Source organism: Aromatoleum toluolicum (assembly GCF_012911005.2).
Lineage (GTDB): Bacteria > Pseudomonadota > Gammaproteobacteria > Burkholderiales > Rhodocyclaceae > Aromatoleum > Aromatoleum toluolicum.
Window position 1 is genome coordinate 44,116 of sequence record NZ_WTVS01000030.1, and the last position, 24,022, is coordinate 68,137.

Here is a 24,022-nt window from a genome sequence, read left to right on the forward strand (position 1 = left end):
TCTCCGGCTGAAGGCTCAAGGGCCTTCGGCCTGTTGGTCTTTATTTGATCCTGATCGGTGTCGCGCTGCCTCAAAGCGGCCCTTGTGCAATGCGCATTCCCCAAAGACGCCAGCGATGCGTCGCGTCCATCCTGCGGTCATGCGCTGCTGACGGTCGTCAGCACCATACCCTGGCAGCTCCGATCTTCAAGGCTGCAACGCGATTCGCCGCGTGGATCGAACCAGTCCGCTTCGCATCGCCCACCGCGGATGAGCTTATTCCCGACGCCGATGCTTCTTCCTTCAACCCCTCGGGAGGTATCCGCTCCCGTCTTGGGGGTAGGGCTCCCGGTCTTTCAACCAGGAGAGCCCCATGTCTCTTGCATTCACATCGACGCCACTGATTGCTGCACAGGCCCGTGCCGAAGCCATTGGCTATCTGGCCCTGGCCACACGGGCAAGCGCCTGCCTCTGCAGGTGCGCCACAGCGCCGCCGGCCACTACATCGGCACCGCCGACGAAGACGGCCCGGTGTCCCGAGAGTCCGTCGAGTACTTCCGCTCGCAGTACGCCGCCGAGCACGCCCTGGCAACAGGCCGCTGGCAGCAACGCCTCCACCCCTGACTTCCACTCACCAGGAGCCATTTCATGAACCGGTCTTTGCCCCAAGACGTACTTGATCAGATCGCCGCGGAAGAACGGCATTTCGCCGAGGCACCGCAGGCATTTTTCGAAGCATGGAAACGCGGTGCGGAAATTGCCGGTGCCGAATGGTTCGGCGACGGCACGCCCGAAGGCCTGCAGCGCGCCACAAGCAAGTGGGATCTGCGCCCCAAGGTGCTGATGCTCAACGACGCCCTTGACGTCCTCAGCGGCGGCCAGCGCATGTTCCTGTCCGCAATGGTGAGCTTCTACAACGCCCGCGAGGGTGGCGCGATGCTCAAGCGTTGCGGATTCGAGGGGCTTTCCGATCTGGGAGGTCTCGATCTGGAGCGCCGCCAAATCATTGCCGATCTGGTGCTGAACTACAGCGGTTGGTGAGCCCGTTCACCGCCCTGGTCGTCTCTTCCGTCGGACGCATGCCGCGTCTATCCGCCTTACCCTCAAGGGACATACCTCCCTTGCGGGCGGGAGTCCCTTGGTTGCCACAAGGAAGTCTCCCATGGACACCCAATCCATCTGCGCACAAATGCCGTTGCTCGTTCGCGGCCACGTACCTTCCAACGTGCGCACCTTCAAGTTCAACATCTTCGACGGCCAGCCCAAGGTTTCGACACTGGGCTTCCACATCGATCCCAAGCCGTTCGAGGGCAAGGTCATCGCCACCACCGATGAGGCCGTCATCGTCAAGACGGGGCGGGGCGAGTTCGCGGTGCTCGACCGGGCGCTCGTGACCGAGGTGCCTGACGAAGGCACCAAGGTGCACGTCGAACCCTACGCCCGACGCCGCTTCGACGGGCAGCGCGCGGATACGCCCGCGGAACGCATCGAGTTCACCGCCGACGGCCAGCCCTACACGGTGAAGACGCTCGTGCTCGGTTCCGCGCCGGCGAAGCTGCCTATCCCCGAGCCCCGTTGCCCCGAGCTAGCTGATCCAGCAGATGGAGCAGTTTCCCGCTCCCGACGGCTTCCGGCGCATCACCCACCTGCTGGTGGATGCCGGCGCGCGGGACTTCACCTGGGTCGACCCGCTGCCCGAGGACATCATCGCGACGCCGCCGGCCATTGGCTTCACGGTGGCCACGGCGAAGTTCCAGGGACGCGTCACCGTGCTGTACGAGCGCGGGCTCGATCTGTACGCGCTGGAACTGCACCGCGACGGCGAGCTCGTCGAACGGGTCGATGAGGTGTTCTTCGATGCTCTCGGCGAGACCCTGGAACGGTTGATCGACGACGGGAACTGGCGGCGCATCCGCGTGCAATGCCTGTCCGGCCACAAGTCCGTTCAGCACTGACCGCCATACGGCCTCCCGCCCTCTCGACGGGGGGCCCTTCATTCCTTTCCCCGGAGGTCCCATCCATGTCTGTTCGATTCAAAGGTACCGAGCTGCGGCCCGTGCTCCTCGAAGCGGTGGTCAACCAATGTCGCGTCGTTCTGGTCAAGGATCAGGGCGTGTATTTCCTCGCCGAGCGTGGCGAGCGCAGGCCCGATGGGTGCCAGAAGCTCATCGCCTACGCTGTCGGCTGCAATCCGGATGTCAATGCGTTCGATGACTGGTGGGAACTGGCGCGCGCCGAGTTTGGCGGCGACGATTTCGGCGAGTTCTTCGATCCGCACGACGGTGTCTTTGCGCTCATCCTGCACAACGCGAACGACCTCGACGTGTCCGCCACCCCGACACACCTGTCGCTGCAGGCCGTGGCCTCAACGCCGAACGGCAACTGACGGTCCCACATTCCCAGCCCCCGCTCCGGGGGCGTTTCATCGCCAGAGGTTGAATGAGCGCGCCCTGAGTGACGAAGCTGTCATTCGGTAGCGGCGGCCGGTGCCTCAGCTTGCTGCTCGAATTTGGCTGCCTTCGCTTCGGCCGCTGGCGCCGCGGCACGGGCCTTCCTCTTCCCCATCTTCTGCGCAGCGATTTCCAACCCATCCAGCGAGCCACCCTGCGCTAACCATGCGTCCACCCACTGCGGCCGACGGCCACGGCCCGACCATGCCAAATCCTTATTGTTCGGGTGCCGGTACTTCGCCGGCAGCGGCTCCTTGGGGGCAATTGGCGCTTTCGCGGTGACGCTCTTGGCCTTTGACTCTGCCGGCGCGGCGCTGCTGACGACGTCGGTCAGGGAAAGGCCGTGTTCCTTTGCCATCTTCGTGAGGCGTTTCAGCAAGTCGCTCTTAGTCGACGTTTGGCGCTTGTCGATTTCCTTGGCGATCTTCGTGCGGAGCTGCTGAAGCTGAGGGAGTGTGTACTGGCTGAGATCCATGACGACGTGAATTCTCCGGGGGCAAAGAGGATAACGACGCGTCGCGGCGACCGTGCCGCTCGCTGTCACGTCCGATTGTACGCCGGACCGCAATTGCGATTGCGCGCCTTTCGGGGTGGGATGGCTCGAATAAATCGTCGGCAGCCTTTCAGCCCGAAGCAACAGGAACGACCGCTTCGAGCCGAGTCCAGCCCAGAAAAAACATGTCGCCATCCTCCGTGTCATGGACGCTTGATGACGGAAGTTCCACCAATGCGGACATTGACGAATCGCGATATCCGCTCGCGTAGATGCCGTGTTGGTGCCACGCTTCTCACCATGTTTCGCTGACTCCCGTCAGCAACATGCCCAGGTAGCCACGATCCTCAGGGCTACGGCGCGGTTCCGACCGCGCTGATCATCCCAGTTCGCACCGGCATCCACGCGCGAACGCCCATCGGTTTCCGATGGTGATGCCACCAAGCTGTTCCATCAACCCACGCGGGGGTTTCCACACCTTCCCCGCCTGGGTCGGGTGTGTCTCCGCCTCTTTGTCCTTCAGGAGATCCGCCATGACCACTTCCACCGAAAAGTCCTACTTCGATCTGCACATCACCGGCCTCGGGTATCTGAATCGCATCCGCGAAGTGAAGCCCAAGAAAGGCGATGCGTTCCTGGCCTGCGACATCGCGGCCCTGAACGGTCCCAGCGATGACGTCTCGTACGTGCGTTTCGACACGCGCGTATCGGGTTCGGAAGCGCAGCACCTGGTGCGCCGCTGCATCCAGGCGGTCGACGCCGAGAAGAAGGTGATGATCGGCTTCCGTCTGGGCGACCTGTGGACCGACACCTTCACCTACTCCAAGGGGAAGCGTGCCGGCGAGCAGGGGGTGAGCCTCAAGGCCCGCCTGCTGTTCGTCAGTTGGATCAAAGTCGACGGCAAGCTCGCCTACAAGGCCGAGTCCAAGCCGACCGAGACCGACGAGTGCACTCCGGAAGTCCCTGTGACGACCGACGTGCCCGCCGCACAGCAAGCCCCAGCAGCGGAGCCTTCCAAGCCGGCCGCGGATGCTGCTGACGACGACTCTGCCGATGCTTCTGCATTGGCCGTTGCCGAGTCGTTCTGATCCACAAGGCCCCTTACCGGGGTCTTGTCTTCTCATCGTCAGCAGGAGACCTTCATGATCACCATCCCCGGCCAACTGGCCATCAAGACTATCCACGGTCGCAACGGCGATTTCAACGTCGGCCGCCTCGCGACCTCCATCGGCGAGTTCGTCGTGAAGAACGCCGAGCTCGACCAGTACACCGAAGGCAAGTACGAGGGCGATTTCGTCATCGCTGAGATTCGCCCCTCTACGTACAGCGCCAACGGCCGCATGGTCATTGAAATTCGCGCCCTCCTGGGCGGGATGACGTTGTCCAACATCGACGCCTTGAGCCGCGACGAAGCCCGCCGGCTGAGTCCGCAGGAGGTCGATCCGATCGACGAGGAAACGCAGGCGCCCGCACCGGACTCGATGAAGGCCACTGCCAAGTCGAAGTCGCGTTCCTCGCGCGACCCCCTGGTCGACACCACGCCGTTCGGCAGCGAGCCGGCCGCAGCGGCATCCGAGGTTTCGGCCGACGATGCTGCACTGTTCGGCTCGCTCTGGCCGCTGGGCGATGTAGTCAAACTCGACGCCACCGTCGATCGCCGCATCCTGCGTCAGCAGTGCGACCGTCTCGGTGTGTTGGGCTACGCGTTCGCTCCGTTGTCCCAGGACTGGCATCTCGTCAAGGCCTGATTCCCACCGCCGCGTCAGCGGCGTTCCACCAACCGCCGGGGTTCCTCCCCGGTGGGCGGGGCCCCGGTCTCTTATTCAAGGAGATCGTCATGCAACTCGCATCCCGTTTCGCTTGTTGTTCCCCGGTGCTGCGGTCGAATCAGCCACTGTCGGATGACCAGATTCGCACCGTCGCGCCCTCCATCTTCGCGGACACCCCGCACGAAAGCCGCTCCGAGCGGTACAGCTACATCTCCACGGCGGCTGTGCTGGCTGAACTGCGCAAGGAAGGCTTCCAGCCTTTCATGGTGTGCCAGACTCGCGTGCGCCAGGAGGACCACCGCGACTATACCAAGCACATGCTGCGCCTTCGCCATGCGAGCCAGATCAACGGCACCGAGGCGAACGAGATCATCCTGCTCAACTCGCACGATGGCACCAGCAGCTACCAGATGCTGGCCGGAATGTTCCGCTTCGTCTGCCAGAACGGCCTGGTGTGCGGCGACACGTTCGCCGACGTCCGTGTGCCTCACAAGGGCAACGTCACCGACGATGTGATCGAGGGCGCCTACGAGGTACTGCATGGCTTCGAGCAGATGCAGGACTCGCGCGACGCCATGCGTGCCATCACGCTCGACGATGGCGAGGCCGAGGTCTTCGCGAGATCGGCCCTGGTCCTCAAGTACGACGAACCTGGCAAGACCCTGCCGATCACGGAAAGCCAGATCCTGCGTCCCCGTCGCTTCGACGACAACCATGCGGACCTGTGGTCGACGTTCAACCGGGTCCAGGAGAACCTCGTCAAAGGCGGCCTGACTGGCCGCAGCGCCAATGGGCGCCAGCAGCGCACCCGGCCTGTCCAGGGCATCGACCAGAACGTCCGGCTCAACCGGGCGCTCTGGCTGCTCGCGGAAGGCTTGCGTCAATTGAAAGCCTGATCTTCAAGCGGACCATGCCCTGATGGGTGTGGCCCGCTCTCTTCCATGTGTGCTGACCTACAAGGTGAGATCAGAATTCAAGACGACCCGTGACGGCCGTTGCCGTAGTGTTCATCCTGCACGCATTGGTTTTGTTATGATATTTGCACTTAGGGCATATAAGGTAGCCTTACGTTGGAACATGGGGGGGACGAGATGTTCGACGAGAAGTGCGTATATTTTTGGCCGGTCGGCACGGGTGACAGCACGACGTTCGTGGTGCGTCCGAACGAGGTCGTGTTCCAGGTTGACCTCCGACACAGTCAGAAGTCGGAAGACGAGGAGACGGACTGCGCTCCGGTCATCGACTACCTTGAGGAACATCTGCCGAAGGTGGATGGAAAGCCCTACCTCTCGGCGTTCGCCATCACGCATCCTGACAAGGACCACATTCAAGGCTTCGAAGAACTGCTGGAGCGGGTGACGGTCGGCGAGCTGTGGTTTTCCCCGCGCATCTTCCGTGAACACGACGACGACCCCGACAGCCTCGGCGACGATGCGAAGGCGTTCCGCGACGAAGCGCACCGGCGCGTAACCGCCACGGTTGAGGCGGGTGGCGACCCTGGCGCTGGAAACCGGGTGCGTCTCGTCGGCTGGGACGATCTGCTCGATGAAGAACACTACCAGGGATTTCCGTCCGAGTTCTTTAGCGTGCCTGGCGACGTCGTGGAATCGCTCGATGGCGAAGACCTGACCGGCGAATTCCGCGCGTTCATCCACGGCCCCTTCAAGCAAGGCTCGGACGAGGATGTTGGGGACCGGAACGACACGAGCTTGGCTATGCAGGTCGTGCTCGGAGATGACCCTTCAGTGGGAGGGGTGCTGCTCTTCGGCGACCACAAATACCCCGTCATCCGGAAGATCTTGGATGTCACCAAGGAGCACGGGAAGGAGGAGAATCTGCGGTGGCAGGTGCTGCTCGCGCCTCACCATTGCAGCAAGTCCGTGATGTACCAGGACGAGGACGGCAAGGAGCTCCTTAAACAGGACATCCTCGACGACCTAGGGGCATATCAGGTCAGCGCGGGTTACGTCGTGGCCAGCGCGAATTGCATTCCCGCGTCGAACAAGGACGGGGACAACCCGCCTCATGCCAAAGCGAAGGCCCGTTATCAGGAGCTCGCGGCCGGCGGGTTCGTCTGCACGCACGACGATGGCGGGCATGCGGAACCGCTCAAGTTCACCGTGGACGGTTCAGACATCGACTACGCTGAGACGAAGAGCCAGGAAAAGGGAACGAGCGCCTTGTCGGCGGCGGTCAGCGCGGCCCGCGGAAGCGACGCGACGCCTTCGACCAAGGTAGGTTTTGGATGCCCGAACTGAGTCGAGGTCAGCAGCTCGCCCTTCTTCAACTCGCCGATATCGCCGACAACTCGAACGGTGCTCTGGAGGTTCTTGAATTAGCGGCCGAGTCGAAATCGGAGGGCTACGTCTGGGTCCACCTATCGCTCGAAACGAAGGACTACCGAACCAGAAACGGTCTCGCATTTCGAGACCGTGAGCGAATAAGCCTGCACGTTCATCCGGACTTCCCATTCAAGAAACCCGACATCTATTTCAAGCACACGCGGTTCATCGGAACGCCGCACGTTCAGTGGGGCAGTTCGATCTGCCTCTATCAATCGGGCGAGACGGAGTACGAGCCGTCCGATGGCATGTTCGGCTTCTTTGACCGGGTAGAGCAGTGGATGCGCGCGGCGGGAAAGGGCGAGCTGGACCCTGATGATGCGCCTCTGCATCCGCCCGTCGCCTACACCACGTCCTCGACCACGTTCGTCGTCAGAGCTGATACACCTGCCGGAATGGCGGACGACGGGATTTGGATCGGGCGTGCGGACTTGCGCAAAGTCAGGGGTGACCGCTTCGACCTCGTCGGGTGGACCAAGCTAGATGATTGGGGCGATACCGACCCTGGACATCCGATCGCTGCCGCCATCCTATTCGACAAGCCGCTCGCGACCGAATTTCCGACGAAGGTCAACGATCTCATCGAACTCGTCGAGAACGCGGGGCTGTCGTTCGGCTTGCTGTACTCCCTCCTGAGACTCTTCTCCCTGGTCGGCTCAGAGGAGGAGCCCGCATATTTCGTCCTTGGCGCTCCGATGCGGCGCAAGGCGGCCGGCGAGCCGCTTAAGCCGCACCTGACCGTTTGGGAAATTGGTCCGGACACGCTGAAGACGCTCCGCGCCATGGTGCGGAGCAAGGGGGAAGACGAAGCCGCGCGAGACGAGCTCGTCAAGTGGATGGTTAAGGCAGGCGTCAGGTGGTGCGACGTCCTCGAAGACCGGCCTGAGATCGTCAACCGGCGAGACGGCGGAACGCTGCTCGCTGCCCTCTCTGAGAAACGGGTCCTGCTCCTCGGTTGCGGAGCACTGGGGTCGGCGGTGGCCGAGATGGTTCTGCGCTCTGGCGCCGCCAAACTGCATCTCGTCGACTACGGCATAGTGAAGCCTGGAATCCTCGTCAGGCAGCGCTATGCGGACAGCGACATCGGCTCGGAAAAGGCCACCGCGCTGCAAGCGCATTTGCAGGCCATTGGCCTTGAATGCTTGGTCACTGTGGGCAAGGGTAACCTCGCCAATCAGGCGCTGTCCCGTTTCGACTTCAAGGAATGGGACTTGGTCATAGACGCCACGGCGTCAGCGAGCGCAACCCATCGCATCGAAGAGGAATTGAAGGCACAGAGCCTTCCGATTCCAATGCTGTCGATGTCGGTCAGTGCTGCGGCCGAAAACGGATCGGTGCTGGTGAAGATGCCTCAGTACCGTGGGGGTCCGCATCACATTGCGCGACAGGCCAAATTAGAGGCGTTAGCAAAGGATGCTGGCCATTCACTGGCGAAGGCGTTCTGGCCAGAGCGCGAGACGGTAACGGTGTTTCAGCCGGAGCCAGGCTGCTCGGCGCCGACGTTCATCGGCTCGGCGGCCGACATTGACCACCACGCAGCGGGCCTCTTGAACATCGGTCTGTCTCGCATCGAAAGCCTTGCGCCCGATGCGGCAAGTCTGGACCTCGTCGCCGCATCGTGGTTGCGGGCGGACGATAGTAAGCGGCGCCTGAGCTACACGTTCAAGGGCTACGCTCGTCATAGCGAGCAGAGGCACGGCTACGCTGTGCTGCGCTCGGATGTTGCCGCGCTCGATATGGCGTCAGAATTGAGGCGCATCGCACGCACGCGTTCCGACAGGGTCGAAACTGGCGGCCTCATCTTCGGTGAAGTTGACGACGCTCATCAGGTAATCTGGGTCGATAGTGTCAGCGGGCCGCCGCCGGATAGTACCGCGACTGAAATGCAGTTTCTGTGCGGGACTGCCGGCACGAAGGAACTGAACGCGTTCAAATCGGTGGCGAGTGGGAAGTCGAGCCGCTTCATCGGCATCTGGCATACGCACCCCATCAGTCGCGGCCGGCCGAGCCAAGACGACCTCAATGCGATGCTGGAGCTGCTCCACTTCCAGGAGTTTCCGCCGCGCCAGGTGGTCATGCTCATCGTAGGGTACGCCGCAACGAGGCGCGAAGAAAACTACTACCTCTACCGGCGCAACGAATTCGTCTTCATTGCGCGGCACGAGGAAGAGGATGGAGGGCAACAATGAGCTCCTCGAGAATCGGCTTGGCCCTCTCGGGTGGCGGATCTCGGGCCATCGCCTTTCACCTGGGTTGCCTGCGTGCGCTTCACGACCGCGGAATTCTCGACAAGGTCGCTGTGCTTTCGGGGGTCTCGGGCGGCAGTGTCATCGCGGCGCTCTATGCCTACAGCGATGAACCATTCGAAGCTTTTGCGCGTCGAGTCGAGGCGGCGCTCTCGCGCGGCATGGTGTGGGGAATTGCCCGCGAGACGCTCTTGTCGTTCGAACTGCCTAAGATTGTGGTCGCCACGATCCTCGCCGGCCCGGCTGCCGTTCTGGCGCGGACTCTCCAGCTCACGGGATGGTTGCTGAGCCTCGTAAAGCTACGGCCTAAGTGGCTAGTAACGATCGCCGAGCAGATCCTCGACTTTGCCCCACGGTTTGCGAGCTTCACGACGGCTTTCGAGCGCCACCTCGTTCGTTGCTACTTCGGCGACCGGCGCATGGATGCTGTCGGGCGCCGAGAGCTCTCGGTTGTCATCAATGCGGCCGAGCTCCGTACCGAGACGGCATTCCGCTATGGCTCCGTTGAGAGCGGATGTTGGCGGTTCGGCAGGCTGACCGATACCCCGCACGTCGCCACCGCGGTTGCCGCTTCCGCGGCATTCCCTGCATTCCTGCCCGCGCTCGATCACTACCTGACATTCACCAAGAACGGTGTCGAAACGAAGCATCGCGTCATCGTCACGGACGGGGGTGTTTACGACAATCTTGGTGTGTCCTGCATGCTACCTGGGCGCTCAAGCGAGTTCAGTACCAATGTGTTCCCGGTGGACTTCATCATTGCGTGTGATGCCGGCCAGGGGATGCCGTCTGGGGCGAGGCGGCCGACATTCTGGATGTCGCGGATGCTGGCGACGGTCATCACTATCCACCGGCGGACGCAGACGCTGACACAGAGTCTCCTCCACCGGATGGCGGCCAGCGGGGAGATTCAGGGGTTTCTCATGCCGTATCTCGGCCAGCGGGATAGCGCGCTGCCGGTCCGGCCTGCCGACCTGGTCAGTCGTGATCAGGTTATCGACTACCCGACGAATTTCAACCCAATGTCGAAGGGGAACATCGAAAAGCTCAGCAAGCGGGGCGAGCAGCTGACTCGCTGCCTTGTGGATACCTATGCGCCCGAACTTTGAGTGACGATGAGGGGGGCGCGGATCCGCGGGCCGGGAGGGCGAGCACGAACCCGAGGTCCGAAATGCGTGGACGCTGACCCTTGTCCAAGTGTCCCCGGCGGTCGCCAACTCGAACCAGAATGTTGTAAGTGCTGGCTACGACGGTCCCATTCCGATAACGCTCTGAGAGTCTCGGCGCTGACCAATCTTCTCTGCTGCTTTGGAGGCGGTGCGGTGTCTAGCTAGCGAGGACTCTGGCCCTGCTGAGCTACGCAAATAAGGAGAACCGGTACTCCCAAATGTCTGGAAGCAGCTCAGACTCGAAACGTCCGCATAGTGGTCGGACTCTGCTTTTATCCCTTCATACTCGTCGCATCTCGAACCCCACAGTCTGGAGTTAGGATTAGTCGGCAGGTCCCCCCACAGTAGGAACTACTCGGGCAAACAGGGGTGTGCAGCACAACGGTTTTTTGCGCCCGCCCGTCGGTCACCTGAAGCACTCTACTGCTATGTCCGTCGGCGATGCCGACAACATGCCGAGGTAGCCAAGACCTTCAAGGTTACGACGCGTTGCGACGCGCAGGTCGTTCTTCTTCGCCAAGCCGTTCCCGGCGCTTTCTTCCACCCCTTGGGGCAGCGACTGCCCCAAGGGCCGTGCTGTCTCCGATCTCTTCGAGGACAACACCATGCCTGCCACCCATTCTTCCAAGACGCTGTATCGCATCGACGAATGCCCCGACCTCATGGCCGACGGCTGCGTGGGTGACGAACACGGCAACCTAGTCTTCCTGTCCGTCTGGGCGCGCGACACCGCCGTCCAGGAGTTCCTGGCTCGCTTGACCCTCGGGCGCGACGAGCAGGGGCTGGACCAGTTCCACGTCGTCACCGAGCAGGGCGGCGCGCTTCCGGTCTTCGTCGGCAACGTCGACAACCTGGAGAAGCGCATCACCCGCGCTTACCGCCGTACGCTGTTCGGTGCGCTGACGAACGTGTGGCTGTTCGACCATCGCGCCGTGAGGCCTGACAAGGCCAACGCCAGCGCGCTGGCGCTTCTGCCGCGCGAGTCCGCACACCGGCTCGACCGGCTGTGGTCGTTGGTGCGGGATACCTGCCCGCTGCCGCTGCTCGATCACTGGCGCGACATCGTGCTGGAGTTGCTGCAGGCGCGGTCGATGCTGACCCGCCTTCCGCTCGCCCTCGGGCCACTGGAAGGCCATCGCCTCGCCATTGACGTACCGGCGCTGACCCTGGCGCTGGGCGGGCTGATCCGTAGCAACGTGCTCACCACAGAGGACTCCGGGTACCCGATCACCTCTGACCTATCGCTCGAAGCGGTGGCCTGAGGTCTTCGCACCGGACATGCCCACGCGCATGTCCGCTTCCCTTCATCGACATGCCAAGGAGATTCCCATGGCACTCATGTTCCCGCGGCTCGCCCGCAATTTCGTGAAGAACGGGTACTTCCCCACCGATGAACCCACACTCGAAAGAGCGCTCGCCGCACTGGCTCCCGCCGACGGCCCGATGTGCATCCTCGATCCCTGCGCCGGCGAAGGCGTGGCGATCGCCGAAGCCGCGCACGCCCTCGGGCGCGAGCAGGTCAAGGCCTTCGCCGTCGAGTACGACGCCGGGCGTGCGGCCCACGCACGCGGACTCGTCGATCGCTGTATCCACGGCGACCTAATGGACACGCTGATCTCACGCCAGACCTTTGGCCTGCTGTGGCTGAACCCGCCCTATGGCGACCTGAGTAAGGACGCCAACGGCAACATCGGCTACCAGGGCCAGGGCCGCGCCAGGCTGGAGAAACTGTTCTACCAGCGCGCGCTGCCGCTGCTGCAGTACGGCGGCGTGCTGATCTTCATCGTGCCGTCCTACGTGCTCGACGCCGAGCTGGTCGGATGGCTGATGCGCCACTTCGCCGACCTGCGCATCTACCGTGCGGTGGAGACGCAGTTCAAGCAGGTGGTGGTCTTCGGCCGCCGGGTTCGCCAGCGCGACCAGGCATCGGATTCGGTCAAAGCCGTGCGCGGCCTGCTGCTGCAGATCGGGCAGGGCGACGTCGAAGCCGAGGAGCTGCCGCGGGAATGGCCGTTCCTGCCCTACATGCTCCCCGCCAGCCCGGCCGAACCGGAGCACTTCTATCGCGTGACGATGGAACCCGAGCAGTTCGCCGACGAAGTCGACCGGCTGCAAGGACTCTGGCCGGCGCTCGATACGCACCTGGGTGCCGCACAGCAATCGCTGCGGCCACCGGCGCGGGCTTTGTCACACTGGCATCTCGCCCTGGCCTTGGCCGCGGGCGCGATCTCCGGCGTGGTGAGGTCCAGAACCGGGCGGGTGCTCGTCGTCAAAGGTGATACCCACAAGGAGAAAACTCTCCAGACGGAATACACCGAACGCGACGACGGCTCCGTGGCCGAGACGCGCATCCTCACCGACAAGTTCGTGCCGGTCATCCGCGCCTGGGACATGACGCCAGGCTCCCCGACGCGGGGCGAGGTGCTGACCATCCGCTGATCGTTGTTCCCTGACGGTTCGCCGTCGCTTTCATCCACCCACCGGGCTCATGTCGCCCCGATGGGGTGTCGTGGCCCCTTCTTCCAGAAGGAGATACCACCATGGCACTCGCAGTCCTCAACCTCACGTCACAAACACGTTTCTCGCCCGGTCAGGTTGTCATGACCATCGGCGTCGATGAACTGGTCCGGCAGGGCCGGCTCAACCCCGTGCCGTACCTGCGCCGCCATCTTCATGGCGACTGGGGCGACCTGAGCGACGACGATCGGCGGCTGAACGACGCCGCCCTGAAGTCCGGCGACGATCGTCTGTTCTCGTCCTACCAGGTCACGCCCGACCTGAAGCTCTGGATCATCACCGAATGGGATCGCAGCGTCACCACGCTGCTGTTGCCCAGCGAGTACTGATCCACCTCGACGGCCTTGCGCCGTTCCTTTCTTCCCACCCTGGGGCATGTCATCGCCCCGTGGGGGAGGTGCCTGCCCCTTCACCTTGGAGCATCACCATGTCCGTCGATCTTGAAACCGTTCCCGAAACCGCTGCACAGGGCGACCTGCTCGAAGCAGCGGCTTCTCCCCTCACGCTGAGCCTGCAGGACTTCGTTTCCGAGTTCGGCGACGAACTGCTGGATTCCCTCAACCGCGCCAATCCGCCGGTCTACACCGGCCAGCCACGGGCGCATCGGCAGATCGTTCTCGCAAGCCTCAAGCGCAAGCTGTTCCAGGCGCAGGCCGACGTGGTCCATGCGGTTTCCGAACTGTTGGTCGACCGCGGCGAACGTGCCGCGATCGTCAACGGCGAGATGGGATGCGGCAAGACGACCGTCGGCATCGCCACGGCTGCTGTGCTCAACGCCGAAGGCTACCGCCGTACCCTGGTGCTCTCGCCACCCCACCTGGTCTACAAGTGGCGGCGCGAAATCCAGGAGACGGTGGCCGGTGCCAAGGTCTGGGTGCTCAACGGCCCGGACACCCTGCTCAAGCTCATCAAGCTGCGCGAGCAGTTGGGTGTGCCGGCATGGGGTCAGGAGTTTTTCGTCCTGGGCCGCGTGCGGATGCGGATGGGGTTCCACTGGAAACCCGTCTTCACCCGGCATCGCACCCGCCACGGCGACGTGGCGGCGTGCCCGGACTGCGGCCATGTCATCACCGACCTCGACGGCGAGCCGGTCAACCCGGTCGAGCTGGAAGCCGAGGAGTACCGCAGGAAGTGCAGCCACTGCGCCGCACCGCTGTGGACGCTGATCCGCCCGAGGAGCCTGTCCGCCGGTGACCAGTCCTCCGCCGTGCTCAAGGCCCTGAAGCGCATCCCGACCATTGGGGAAGTCACCGCGCAGAAGCTGATGCAGAAGTTCGGTGACGCCTTCCTGGCCTCGATGCTGGGCGACAACATCCACGAGTTCATCAACCTGATGGACGACCGGGGTGAGCTGGTCTTCTCGGATCGTCAGGCGCACCGCATGGAGCGCGCGATGGCGAACATGGAGTTTGGCTTCGGCGAGGGCGGCTACCAGCCGTCCGAGTACATCAAACGCTACCTGCCGCAAGGCACGTTCGACCTGCTCATCGCCGACGAGGCGCACGAGTACAAGAACGGCGGAAGCGCCCAGGGCCAGGCCATGGGCGTGCTCGCGGCAAAGTCGCGCAAGACCTTGCTACTCACCGGCACGCTGATGGGCGGCTACGGCGACGACCTGTTCCACCTGCTGTTCCGAGCCCTGCCGGGGCGGATAATCGAAGACGGCTACCGGCCGACGAAGAGCGGCAGCATGACCTCGGCTGCGATGGCATTTATGCGCGATCACGGTGTCCTCAAGGACATCTATTCCGAGAGCACGGGTACGGCGCACAAGACGGCCAAGGGCACCAAGGTATCGGTGCGCACGGTCAAGGCGCCGGGCTTCGGTCCGAAGGGCGTGCTGCGTTGCGTCCTGCCGTTCACCGTCTTCCTCAAGCTCAAGGACATCGGTGGCAACGTGTTGCCGCCCTACGACGAGGAGTTCCGCGAAGTCGCGATGGATACGGCGCAGGCCGCAGCCTACCGCGATCTGGCGGGTCGCCTGACCCAGGAGCTGAAGCAGGCCCTGGCCAAACGCGACACGACACTGCTCGGCGTGGTCCTCAACGTGCTGCTGGCCTGGCCGGATTGCTGCTTCCGGTCGGAAACCGTGGTGCATCCGCGCACGCGCCACACCCTGGCCTTCGTCCCGGCTCAGTTCAACGAGCTGGAGGTGATGCCCAAGGAGCGCGAGCTGATCGAGATCTGCAAGCAGGAGAAGGCAGCGGGTCGCAAGACCCTCGTCTATTCCGTCTACACGGGCACACGCGATACCACGTCGCGCCTGAAGGTGCTGCTGGAGCAGGAAGGTTTCAAGGTGGCGGTGCTGCGCGCAAGCGTGGATGCCTCCCGCCGCGAGGACTGGATCGCCGAGCAGTTGGACCGCGGCATCGACGTGCTCATCACCAATCCCGAGCTGGTCAAAACCGGCCTGGACCTGTTGGAGTTCCCGACCATCGTGTTCATGCAGTCGGGCTACAACGTGTATTCGCTGCAGCAGGCCGCGCGGCGCTCATGGCGCATCGGCCAGAAGCAGCCGGTGCGCGTGATCTACCTCGGCTACGCCAACTCCTCGCAGATGACCTGCCTGGGGCTGATGGCCAAGAAGATCATGGTCTCGCAAAGCACCTCGGGCGACGTGCCCGAGTCGGGCTTGGATGTCCTCAACCAGGACGGTGACTCCGTCGAAGTCGCGCTCGCCAGGCAACTGGTTGCGGCGTGATTTTCTGACACGTGCCGGCGGCCCAGTGGGTCGCCGTATTTTTCTCCCGTGCCCCATCGTAAAGATGGAGCCATGGCCAATCGCCCCCACGTGTTCCGGGGTCGGTCCCAAGCACGGTATTTTGCTCGAGCGTGAAGTTGCTGTTTCGATTGATATAATCGGCGGATGACGAAATCAGAACTCATCGACCGTCTCGCACAGCGCTTCCCGCAGTTTGTCGCACGGGATGCGGAAGAGGCGGTGAAGGTGATCTTCGGCGCCATGACCGATGCGCTCACCCATGGCGGCCGAATCGAGATTCGCGGCTTCGGCAGCTTTTCGCTGAACTACCGGCCGCCACGCGTAGGCCGCAACCCGAAGTCCGGCGAGACGGTGCATGTCCCCGGGAAATACGTGCCGCATTTCAAGTCGGGCAAGGAGTTGCGGGACCGAGTGGATGTTGCCCCCGTGCCGGCAGCCGTCCGCAAGAAAGCCGCCTGAACGGGACTGCCGGCATCGGTAGCGCAACGGGCCGACGACGCGGTACATTGCGACTGCCCGAGTGTGCGGAGCAAGAAAGCTCAGGTATCCCCCTCAGGTATCCCCAAAACGCCCCGAGCGCACGCGTACCCGAACGTGGCCCTTCGGTTTTCCACAAAAACTGTGGATAACCCTCTCGATAACTCGATCACCACCCGGCGTTCAGGCATCTGGACGCTGTGACGCTTTATTGACCAGCGGGCAGACCGTTCCCCCAGGAATCGGCAAGGCGGCGATTCCCATTGTTTGCTGATGCAGCATCCCAGGATGGCGATGGTATCGGCTCCACATCGCAGAGAGCCGATCCATGCCATCAGCCCGCCCGTATTGCCGGACAGCCTGCGGTTGCCTGGCGCTGACCGCCTCCCTGGTGGCCGGCTGCGCGACGACCGCGCCGTCTTCCCCGCCAGCCGCTTCATCCCGGGCAGTCGAACCTGCAAGCTCACCGCCGCAATACATCCCAGTGGTCCGCTACGGCCGCTACACCCTGGTCGAACTCAAGCCGACGGAGGCCCAGCGGGATCTGCTGCTGCAGGTGATCGACGTGACCCTGCCCGACACCCTGCACGCGACGGTCGGCGACGCGCTGCGCCACGTGCTGCAACGCTCGGGCTTCCAACTCTGCAGCGGCCCCGAAACCGATGCCATCGATGCCCTTCCGCTGCCGGCGGCGCACTACCGGCTCGGGCCGATGGTGTTGCGCGATGCCCTGCTGACCCTCACCGGTCCGGCCTGGAACCTGCACGCCGACGAGGCTGCGCGCGTGGTGTGTTTCACGCCGGTCGCAATGCCTGCCGAGCCGGTCAGGCCACTACCTTCTCCCGCTGGAGATGCCGACACCCCGGCCGAGACATTCCCGCTTAGCGAGGAGGCGCAGCCATGACAAGGATACCGTACACCGAACGGTCGCGTCGCACCACCCTGCTGCACGTGGCCGCGGCCACCTGGCTGCTACTCATCAGCGTCGCAGTCGTGATCGACCACGTCGTCCTGTCGACACTGACCGAAGAGGCCGAAGAGGCCGAAGACCGCGTGCCTGGCATGCAGATCGCCGTATTGGAAGCGCGACTGGCCGAACTCGCCCGGGAACTCGAGCAGCACCGCAAAGGGCCGGCTGCACTGCCCTTGGTACGTTACGAATCCGAGCGCCTGGTGCTGGATCAACGGCTAGCAGCGCTCGAACAGGCACTCGACGATCTGCCAACCACCGATCTGCAGTCCTTGCAGACCCGCATCGAACGGGTGGAAGTACGCCTTGCCACCGTCCGGTCGGCACCGATGGCCGCTTCCCGTCCCCCCGTATTCGCGCCGGCAAAGCCCCGGCCCATTGAGCCCGCGTTCCGGGTGATCGGCGTCGAGTTGCGTGCGGGCGAACGCTTCCTGTCGATCCTGCCTGCTGATGCGGCTGCGCTCGCACCGGCCCGTCTGCTGCGAGCTGGTGAAACCGAGGCCGGCTGGCAGCTCGAAGTGATCGAGCACGGCATCGCCGTCTTCCGACACGGCGACGAGGTCCGCCGCCTGACCGTACCCGAGCGATAGGAGGGGCAAGTGAAGCAGTACGGGACCGTCACCCTCTTGACCGTCGCGCTTCTCACTGGCTCGACCCCGGTCGCGGTTGCCCAGCACACCGCCACGTCGGACACCGTCCCCGGCCGCGAGCGGCCGGTGGTGACCGTCCATAGTGACGAGCTGTTGGGCCGCGACTGGGGGCTGAGTGCCGAAGACTGGGCGCGCTACCGGGAGCTGATGCAGGGACCACTCGGCGTCTATTCCCCCAACCTCGACCCGCTCACGGCCCTGGGCATCGAGGCGCGCAGCGACGAGGAGCGCAACCGCTACGCGGAGCTGCAGGTGCAGGCCGAGTCGCGGCGCGTGAACAAGACGCTGGCCTACCAGCGGGCCTACGACGCGGCCTGGAAGCGACTCTATCCGGGCCAGTTGCGCGTCAACCTGCAGGGCGCACAGGTGCCCAGCGCCGGGAACAAGGGCTCGGGCCGCCTGGCCGTCTTCGTCAAGGCCGACTGCGCGCCGTGCGACCAGCGCGTGCGCCAGTTGCAGGCGGCGGGCACGGCCTTCGATATCTACATGGTCGGCAGCCGCCAGGACGATGCGCGCATTCGCCAGTGGGCGACCCTGGCCGGCATCGACCCGGCCCGGGTGCGCGCACGCACGATCACGCTCAACCACGATGCCGGGCGCTGGCTGTCCCTCGGCATGCCCGGCGAGTTGCCGGCCGTGGTGCGCGAGGTGAACGGCCAATGGCAGCGGCAGTAAGCCGGCCATCCGCGTTGCGCGCCGCGCTCTTGCTCGGCGCCTGCGTCTGGGCATCGGCTGCTTCCGCGCAGGAAGTGCCACCGCCGGCCTACCAGATCGCCGCGCAGCAAGCGGGCGTGCCGTCGCCAGTGCTGTACGCGGTGGCCTTGCAGGAGAGCGGCACCCGGCTGCGCGGCCGCCTGATTCCCTGGCCGTGGACGCTCAATGTCGCCGGCAGGCCCGAGCGCTACGCCACGCGGGCCCAGACCTGCGCCGGCCTGCGCAGGGCGCTCGCCCACACCCCGGCCAGCCGGATCGACGCCGGCCTCGGGCAGGTCAATCTCGGCTACCAGGCGCACCGCTACAGCCATCCCTGCGAGCTGCTCGACCCATACCGGAATCTCGCGATCGCCGCTGAAATCCTCAAGGAGCAGTACGTCGAGGGCGAGGACTGGCTGGCAGCCATCGGGCGCTACCACCGTCCTGCCGGCGGCGCACCGGCCGCCCGCTACCGCCGCAACGTCCACCAGCACCTCGTCCGCGTGCTGGGGCCGGGCACGACTCTTTTCACCACCAAAGCGACCACGCCATGAACCGCATGCTCGTCACCACTGCCCTGGGGCTGTTCACTGCTGCCACCGCCACGGCGCAATCGACTACCGAACGGCTGATCGTCGTCGAGGACCGCGGCGGCGCTTCTGCGCTGCCGTACTACCAAGCATTGAATCCGCAGGATGCGGGCCCGGACGAGTCGTCCGCGCCGCTGCCGGCACCCCGCATCGGCAGCCCGGCCGAAGTCGAGGCCGCCATGCTGCCGGTGCGCTCGGCACGGCTGTCGCCGGGCGATGAACCGCGCCGCGTCGTCCGCGCTCCGGGCCTGACGCCGCTGTTCCTGGTCGGCGACGACGACCGCTCGCGCACTTGGCTCAAGCAGCGGCGGACGGCGCTGCAGGAACTGGGCGCGGTGGGGCAGGTAGTCAATGTGACCTCGCCCGAGGCACTGGCCGCGCTGCGCCGCCTCGCGCCGGGCCTTACGCTGTCGCCAGCCTCGGGCGACGACTTGGCCCAGCGGCTGGGCATCCGTCACTACCCGGTGCTGATCACCTCCACCGGCATCGAACCCTGAAGTGGCTAAGGTGAAGCGCCCGCCATGGCTCAGTCCCAGACCGTCGAGGTGTTGCTGCGGCCAGCGGTGGAGCTGTACACCGTCGCGGTTTGTGCCGGCGCCGCGCTTTTGTGCCTGGTGGCGCCGTGGTCGCTCGCGTTGAGCCCCTTGCTGGGCCTCGGTAGCGCGCTGGCGTTCCTCACCTTCGGCGTGATCCGCCTGCGCGATGCCTGGGCCATCTTGCGCTATCGGCGCAACATCCGCCGCCTGCCGCGCTACGTGATGACCAGCCGCGACGTTCCGGTGAGCCAACAGCGGTTGTTCATCGGCCGGGGTTTTCGGTGGGATCAGCGCCATACGCACCGACTCATGCAAACCTACCGGCCGGAGTTCCGCCGCTACGTGGAGCCGACGGCAATCTATCGGGCGGCGCGGCGAATCGAGGAACGGCTGGAGTTCGCGCCGTTCCCGATCTCGAAGCTGGCGAAGACATTGGCCTGGGACAGCCCGCTCAATCCGACACGGCCCCTGCCGCCTGTTGGCGGACTGCCACGCCTGCACGGCATCGAGCCGCACGAGGTCGACGTCACCTTGCCGCTGGGCGAACGGGTCGGGCATTCGCTGGTGCTGGGCACCACGAGGGTGGGCAAGACTCGCCTGGCCGAGCTGTTCATTACCCAGGACATCCGGCGCAAGGTCAATGGCCAGCACGAGGTCGTGATTGTCTTCGACCCCAAGGGCGACGCCGACCTGCTCAAGCGCATGTACGTGGAGGCCAGGCGTGCCGGACGCGAGGGCGAGTTCTACGTCTTCCATCTGGGCTGGCCGGACATCTCGGCGCGCTACAACGCCGTGGGGCGCTTCGGCCGCATCTCCGAGGTCGCCACCCGTATCGCGGGCCAGCTCTCGGGCGAGGGCAACAGCGCCGCGTTCCGCGAGTTTGCCTGGCGCTTCGTCAACATCATCGCGCGTGCCTTGGTGGAACTGGGGCAGCGCCCCGACTACCTGCTGATCCAGCGTCACGTCATCAACATCGATGCGCTATTCATCGAGTACGCCCAGCACTACTTCGAGAAGAACGAACCGAAGGCCTGGGAGGTCATCGTCCAGCTCGAAGCGCGGTTGAACGACAAGAACATTCCGCGCAACATGATCGGCCGCGAGAAGCGCGTCGTGGCACTGGAGCAGTACCTCTCCCAAGTGCGCATCTACGACCCCGTGCTCGATGGCCTGCGCAGCGCGGTGCGCTATGACCGCACCTACTTCGACAAGATCGTCGCGAGCCTGCTGCCGCTGCTGGAGAAGCTCACCACCGGCAAGATCGCGCAACTGCTCGCCCCGAACTACTCGGATCTCGAAGACCCGCGGCCGATCTTCGACTGGATGCAGATCATCCGCAAGCGCGCGGTGGTTTACGTGGGACTGGATGCGCTGTCCGACGCCGAAGTCGCGGCGGCGGTGGGCAACTCGATGTTCAGCGATCTGGTCTCGGTCGCCGGCCACATCTACAAGTTCGGCATCGACGATGGGCTGCCCGGCGCCGCAGTGAGCGCCAAGATTCCGATCAACGTCCATGCCGACGAATTCAATGAACTCATGGGCGACGAGTTCATTCCGATGGTCAACAAGGGCGGCGGTGCCGGCGTGCAGGTGACGGCTTACACGCAGACCTTGAGCGACATCGAGGCGCGCATCGGCAACCGCGCCAAGGCCGGCCAGGTGGTTGGCAACTTCAACAACCTGTTCATGCTGCGTGTGCGCGAGACCGCCACCGCCGAGCTGCTGACGCGACAACTGCCCAAGGTCGAGGTGTACGCTACGGCACTGATGAGCGGCGCCACCGACAGCTCCGATCCGCACGGCAATACCGCGTTCACGTCCAACACGCAGGACCGAATCAGCAGCAACAGCGTGCCGCTGATCGAGCCAGCGCATGTGGTGGGCCTGCCCAAGGGGCAGTGCTTCGCGCTGATCGAGGGCGGAAACCTCTGGAAAGTCCGCATGCCGCTGCCGGCGCCCGACCCCGACGAGGTAATGCCAAAGGATCTGCAGGAGCTGGCCGGCTACATGCGGCAGCATTACGTCGAGGCCGGCGACTGGTGGGAAAGCCAGGGCATCTCAGGCCCGCAGGACAAGGCGCTGCCAGATGACCTGCTGGACGACTTCAGGCAGATGGCCGCCGCTGAAGAGGCCGAAGCATGAGCGATCCGGCCGTCGCGGCACAGCGCCAGCAGCAACGACAGCAGGGGCTGATCGCCGGCCTGGTCACGCTGCCGTTCCGCTTCTTCGGCGTGCTGTGCGGCGCGCTGCTGCTGTGCATCCTGATCGAGTGCGTCGGCATGCACTTCTTCTGGCCCGATCAGGGCTGGCGCCACGCACAGGGCATGCTGCACTACGAGTTGGATCAGCTCTCCACGCATTTCACGCGCAGCGCGCTGGTGGATGAGCCGGGGCGCACCGCGCACCGGCTGGTCGAGCAGGGCTACGACTGGCTGTTCGTGAAGAGCGGATTGCTCGATTGGATACGCGACGCCTCGGCCCAGGCCAGTGCTCCTAGCCGGAGCAGCGGCCGCGACTTCCGCTACTACCTCAGCCGGGCCTACGTCTGGACCGAGGGCTACTTGATCGCTGCCGCCTTCACCACGCTGACCTTCATCCTCCGGCTGCTGGTCCTTGTGCTGACGCTGCCGCTGCTCTTGCTCGCGGCTTTCGTCGGCCTGGTCGAAGGGCTGGTGCGGCGCGACATCCGCAAGTTCGGTGCTGGGCGGGAATCCGGCTTTGTCTATCACCGAGCGAAGGCTGCGCTGATGCCGCTGGCCGTGCTGCCGTGGGTGGTCTACCTCGCTCTGCCGGTGAGCGTGAATCCGCTGCCGATCTTGCTGCCCAGCGCTGCGCTGCTCAGCGTGGCCGTGTGCATCGCGGCGGCAACGTTCAAGAAGTACCTATAGATCATATATAGTACTCATGCCTTGTATCGGCGGAGGGCATCCTTGGGCTAATATCACCCAGATTCAAGACTAGCTTCCGCTCAGGTGGGTACTTCATGAAGATTCATTTCCGTACGAAAAAAGTACAGAAAATGGGAAGGATTGCCCTCACCGAAGCGTTGCTGCGCAATGCCGGCATCCAGGAGGGCGATTCAGTGGATTTGTACTTCGACGCCACTACCAAGGCCATCATTATCGAGCGCACGCCATCAGACGAAGCGGCTGAGGCTTCCCTCAGCGCAAAGCGCACCAAGAACAGGACCAAAACACCATGACCACCGCCGATCGCTACGCCCTGCGCGGGTTCCCTCCGCGCACGCTGACAGACCGATCAGCGGAACAAAAAAAACCGGTCCGTTGGGCTTCACTGAAAAGCAGTTCGTACAATGACGCGTGGCTAAAGCCCCTGGGTAAAATTTAACGCGCACGGGGGTAATTTTGGATGCGCGCCGACACGTGTGCCGTGGCGCATGTAGTCGTGCGTTGAGGCTGTAGAAAAACCCACTCCCGCCGCGCGGTACATGATGCCTCTGGGATAATTGCTCATCCTCTCCCGGAGCTGACCGATGCCCCGCTTCAAGACACCCGACTACGGGCTGAAGATGATCCCGGTGGACTTCGACCGGCAAGTCATTCCGGGCAGCTTCGAGCACGCGCTGTGTCATCTGGTGGATCACGAGCTCGATCTGGCGGGGCTGGCGGCACGCTACCGCAACGACGCCGCCGGCGCCCCGGCCTTCTCCCCCGCGGTGCTTCTCAAGATCGTTCTGCTCGGCTACTCGCGCGGGTTGGTGAGCTCGCGCGCGATCGCCGCGGCCTGCCGCCACAACGTGCTCTTCATGGCGGTGTCGGGAGACAGCGCCCCGCATTTCACGACCATCGCCGCCTTCATCGCCGAGCTGGGCGACGAGGTCGCCAGGGTCTTCACCCAAGTACTGATGATCTGCGATCGCCAAGGGCTCATCGGGCGGGAGCTCTTCGCCATCGACGGGGTGAAGTTCCCCGCGAATGCGAGCAAGACGTAGAGCGGCACCCGCACGGACTTCGAACGCGAGGCGGGCAAAATGGAAGCAGCCGTCAAGCGCGCTGAGAAACAACAAGCGCCTGCACCGGTTCACGCTGCGCGGGCGCTCCCGCGTCGACGGGCAATGGAAGCTTTACTGTCTGGTGCACAACATCGAGAAACTGGCGCACCACGGGTATGCGCAATGAGGGAATCAGATGAGGCCCCCGTCAGCGGATTCCATCAGGGCCAGCAGGCTTACAGCTTGCACAGACAGGCCGGATATAAGACTGCATCCTTACCTTGACTGCCAGGCGCAAGAATCACTTGTCACTCTGGGAGGCGTCCATATAAGAGGTTCCCTAGCAGCCTGTCGGACTATCGCCCGGTAAAATGCCGTGTCACCCTTGGAGCCTGACTGCGTGAGCCGCTTCCGCCCGATCGACCGCCAAACGGACTACCTGCTGCCGCCGTCGGTGCAGGACTGGC

Annotated in this window: 25 protein-coding genes; 24 read left to right on the forward strand and 1 reads right to left on the reverse strand. The window is 64.1% G+C overall.

Translation table 11 applies throughout. From position 1 onward, the window contains the following. Positions 1–627: 627 nt before the first annotated feature. From GPA27_RS15070 to GPA27_RS15080, 3 genes are all read left to right on the forward strand, one after another. Positions 628–1,020: a hypothetical protein gene (locus GPA27_RS15070; protein WP_050417978.1), complete on the forward strand. Its 393-nt coding sequence runs from the start codon at positions 628–630 to the stop codon at positions 1,018–1,020. A gap of 560 nt (positions 1,021–1,580) precedes the next feature. After that, positions 1,581–1,934, forward strand: coding sequence for a hypothetical protein (locus GPA27_RS29610; protein WP_444541840.1), 354 nt, complete (start codon positions 1,581–1,583; stop codon positions 1,932–1,934). A gap of 65 nt (positions 1,935–1,999) precedes the next feature. Next, positions 2,000–2,365: a DUF3085 domain-containing protein gene (locus tag GPA27_RS15080; RefSeq protein WP_050417977.1), complete on the forward strand. Its 366-nt coding sequence runs from the start codon at positions 2,000–2,002 to the stop codon at positions 2,363–2,365. Positions 2,366–2,445: 80 nt separating this feature from the next. Here GPA27_RS15080 and GPA27_RS15085 read toward each other — a convergent pair whose 3' ends face one another. Further along, positions 2,446–2,904: an H-NS histone family protein gene (locus GPA27_RS15085; protein WP_050417976.1), complete on the reverse strand. Its 459-nt coding sequence runs from the start codon at positions 2,902–2,904 to the stop codon at positions 2,446–2,448. 551 nt (positions 2,905–3,455) lie between these two features. Here GPA27_RS15085 and GPA27_RS15090 point away from each other — a divergent pair. The 21 genes from GPA27_RS15090 (at position 3,456) to GPA27_RS29495 (ending at position 23,742) form a co-directional block, all read left to right on the forward strand. Next, positions 3,456–4,010 (forward strand): STY4534 family ICE replication protein, encoded by a 555-nt coding sequence (locus GPA27_RS15090; RefSeq protein ID WP_050417975.1) that lies wholly within the window; start codon positions 3,456–3,458, stop codon positions 4,008–4,010. A 54-nt stretch (positions 4,011–4,064) separates the two neighbouring features. Further along, positions 4,065–4,670, forward strand: coding sequence for a DUF3275 family protein (locus tag GPA27_RS15095; protein WP_050417974.1), 606 nt, complete (start codon positions 4,065–4,067; stop codon positions 4,668–4,670). An 89-nt stretch (positions 4,671–4,759) separates the two neighbouring features. Next, positions 4,760–5,587 (forward strand): DUF932 domain-containing protein, encoded by an 828-nt coding sequence (locus GPA27_RS15100; RefSeq protein ID WP_050417973.1) that lies wholly within the window; start codon positions 4,760–4,762, stop codon positions 5,585–5,587. A gap of 195 nt (positions 5,588–5,782) precedes the next feature. Next, positions 5,783–6,949: an anti-phage 6A-MBL system MBL-fold protein gene (gene mblB / locus GPA27_RS15105; protein ID WP_050417972.1), complete on the forward strand. Its 1,167-nt coding sequence runs from the start codon at positions 5,783–5,785 to the stop codon at positions 6,947–6,949. Continuing rightward, complete coding sequence (gene cap2-3, locus GPA27_RS15110) at positions 6,937–9,222, forward strand: anti-phage 6A-MBL system cap2_3 protein (protein WP_050417971.1); 2,286 nt, start codon at positions 6,937–6,939, stop codon at positions 9,220–9,222. Before mblB ends, cap2-3 begins: the two co-directional genes overlap by 13 nt. Further along, positions 9,219–10,388: a patatin-like phospholipase family protein gene (locus GPA27_RS15115; protein WP_050417970.1), complete on the forward strand. Its 1,170-nt coding sequence runs from the start codon at positions 9,219–9,221 to the stop codon at positions 10,386–10,388. Before cap2-3 ends, GPA27_RS15115 begins: the two co-directional genes overlap by 4 nt. A gap of 665 nt (positions 10,389–11,053) precedes the next feature. Then, positions 11,054–11,710, forward strand: a complete 657-nt coding sequence (locus tag GPA27_RS15120) for a hypothetical protein (protein ID WP_050417968.1) — start codon at positions 11,054–11,056, stop codon at positions 11,708–11,710. A gap of 67 nt (positions 11,711–11,777) precedes the next feature. Then, positions 11,778–12,887 (forward strand): DUF6094 domain-containing protein, encoded by a 1,110-nt coding sequence (locus tag GPA27_RS15125; RefSeq protein ID WP_050417967.1) that lies wholly within the window; start codon positions 11,778–11,780, stop codon positions 12,885–12,887. 101 nt (positions 12,888–12,988) lie between these two features. Next, positions 12,989–13,294 carry a hypothetical protein gene (locus GPA27_RS15130; protein ID WP_050417966.1) on the forward strand — a complete coding sequence of 102 codons (306 nt, stop codon included), beginning with the start codon at positions 12,989–12,991 and terminating at the stop codon, positions 13,292–13,294. A 98-nt stretch (positions 13,295–13,392) separates the two neighbouring features. After that, positions 13,393–15,666 carry a helicase-related protein gene (locus GPA27_RS15135; protein ID WP_050417965.1) on the forward strand — a complete coding sequence of 758 codons (2,274 nt, stop codon included), beginning with the start codon at positions 13,393–13,395 and terminating at the stop codon, positions 15,664–15,666. A gap of 165 nt (positions 15,667–15,831) precedes the next feature. Next, a complete protein-coding gene (locus GPA27_RS15140; protein WP_050417964.1) occupies positions 15,832–16,146 on the forward strand; it encodes an integration host factor subunit beta in 315 nt (104 codons plus the stop codon). Positions 16,147–16,648: 502 nt separating this feature from the next. Then, a complete protein-coding gene (gene pilL2 / locus GPA27_RS15145; protein ID WP_444541841.1) occupies positions 16,649–17,068 on the forward strand; it encodes a PFGI-1 class ICE element type IV pilus protein PilL2 in 420 nt (139 codons plus the stop codon). Beyond that, positions 17,065–17,724: a hypothetical protein gene (locus GPA27_RS15150; RefSeq protein WP_050417962.1), complete on the forward strand. Its 660-nt coding sequence runs from the start codon at positions 17,065–17,067 to the stop codon at positions 17,722–17,724. Before pilL2 ends, GPA27_RS15150 begins: the two co-directional genes overlap by 4 nt. Before the next feature lie 9 nt (positions 17,725–17,733). Beyond that, the gene (locus GPA27_RS15155) at positions 17,734–18,459 is read left to right on the forward strand and encodes a TIGR03759 family integrating conjugative element protein (protein ID WP_050417961.1); all 726 of its coding nucleotides are present in this window, start codon (positions 17,734–17,736) and stop codon (positions 18,457–18,459) included. Next, the gene (locus GPA27_RS15160) at positions 18,444–19,031 is read left to right on the forward strand and encodes a lysozyme family protein (protein WP_050417960.1); all 588 of its coding nucleotides are present in this window, start codon (positions 18,444–18,446) and stop codon (positions 19,029–19,031) included. Before GPA27_RS15155 ends, GPA27_RS15160 begins: the two co-directional genes overlap by 16 nt. Then, a complete protein-coding gene (locus tag GPA27_RS15165) occupies positions 19,028–19,564 on the forward strand; it encodes an integrating conjugative element protein (RefSeq protein WP_050417959.1) in 537 nt (178 codons plus the stop codon). The genes GPA27_RS15160 and GPA27_RS15165 overlap by 4 nt, the downstream gene beginning before the upstream one ends. Positions 19,565–19,588: 24 nt before the next feature. Then, positions 19,589–21,745: a type IV conjugative transfer system coupling protein TraD gene (gene traD / locus GPA27_RS15170; RefSeq protein ID WP_050417958.1), complete on the forward strand. Its 2,157-nt coding sequence runs from the start codon at positions 19,589–19,591 to the stop codon at positions 21,743–21,745. Then, entirely contained in the window at positions 21,742–22,491 is a 750-nt protein-coding gene (locus GPA27_RS15175) for a TIGR03747 family integrating conjugative element membrane protein (protein WP_050417957.1), read from the forward strand. Before traD ends, GPA27_RS15175 begins: the two co-directional genes overlap by 4 nt. Positions 22,492–22,586: 95 nt before the next feature. After that, the gene (locus tag GPA27_RS15180; protein WP_050417956.1) at positions 22,587–22,805 is read left to right on the forward strand and encodes a hypothetical protein; all 219 of its coding nucleotides are present in this window, start codon (positions 22,587–22,589) and stop codon (positions 22,803–22,805) included. A 291-nt stretch (positions 22,806–23,096) separates the two neighbouring features. Further along, a complete protein-coding gene (locus GPA27_RS15185) occupies positions 23,097–23,555 on the forward strand; it encodes a transposase (RefSeq protein ID WP_198149586.1) in 459 nt (152 codons plus the stop codon). Beyond that, positions 23,539–23,742 carry a transposase gene (locus GPA27_RS29495; protein ID WP_198149585.1) on the forward strand — a complete coding sequence of 68 codons (204 nt, stop codon included), beginning with the start codon at positions 23,539–23,541 and terminating at the stop codon, positions 23,740–23,742. Before GPA27_RS15185 ends, GPA27_RS29495 begins: the two co-directional genes overlap by 17 nt. Positions 23,743–24,022: the final 280 nt, after the last annotated feature.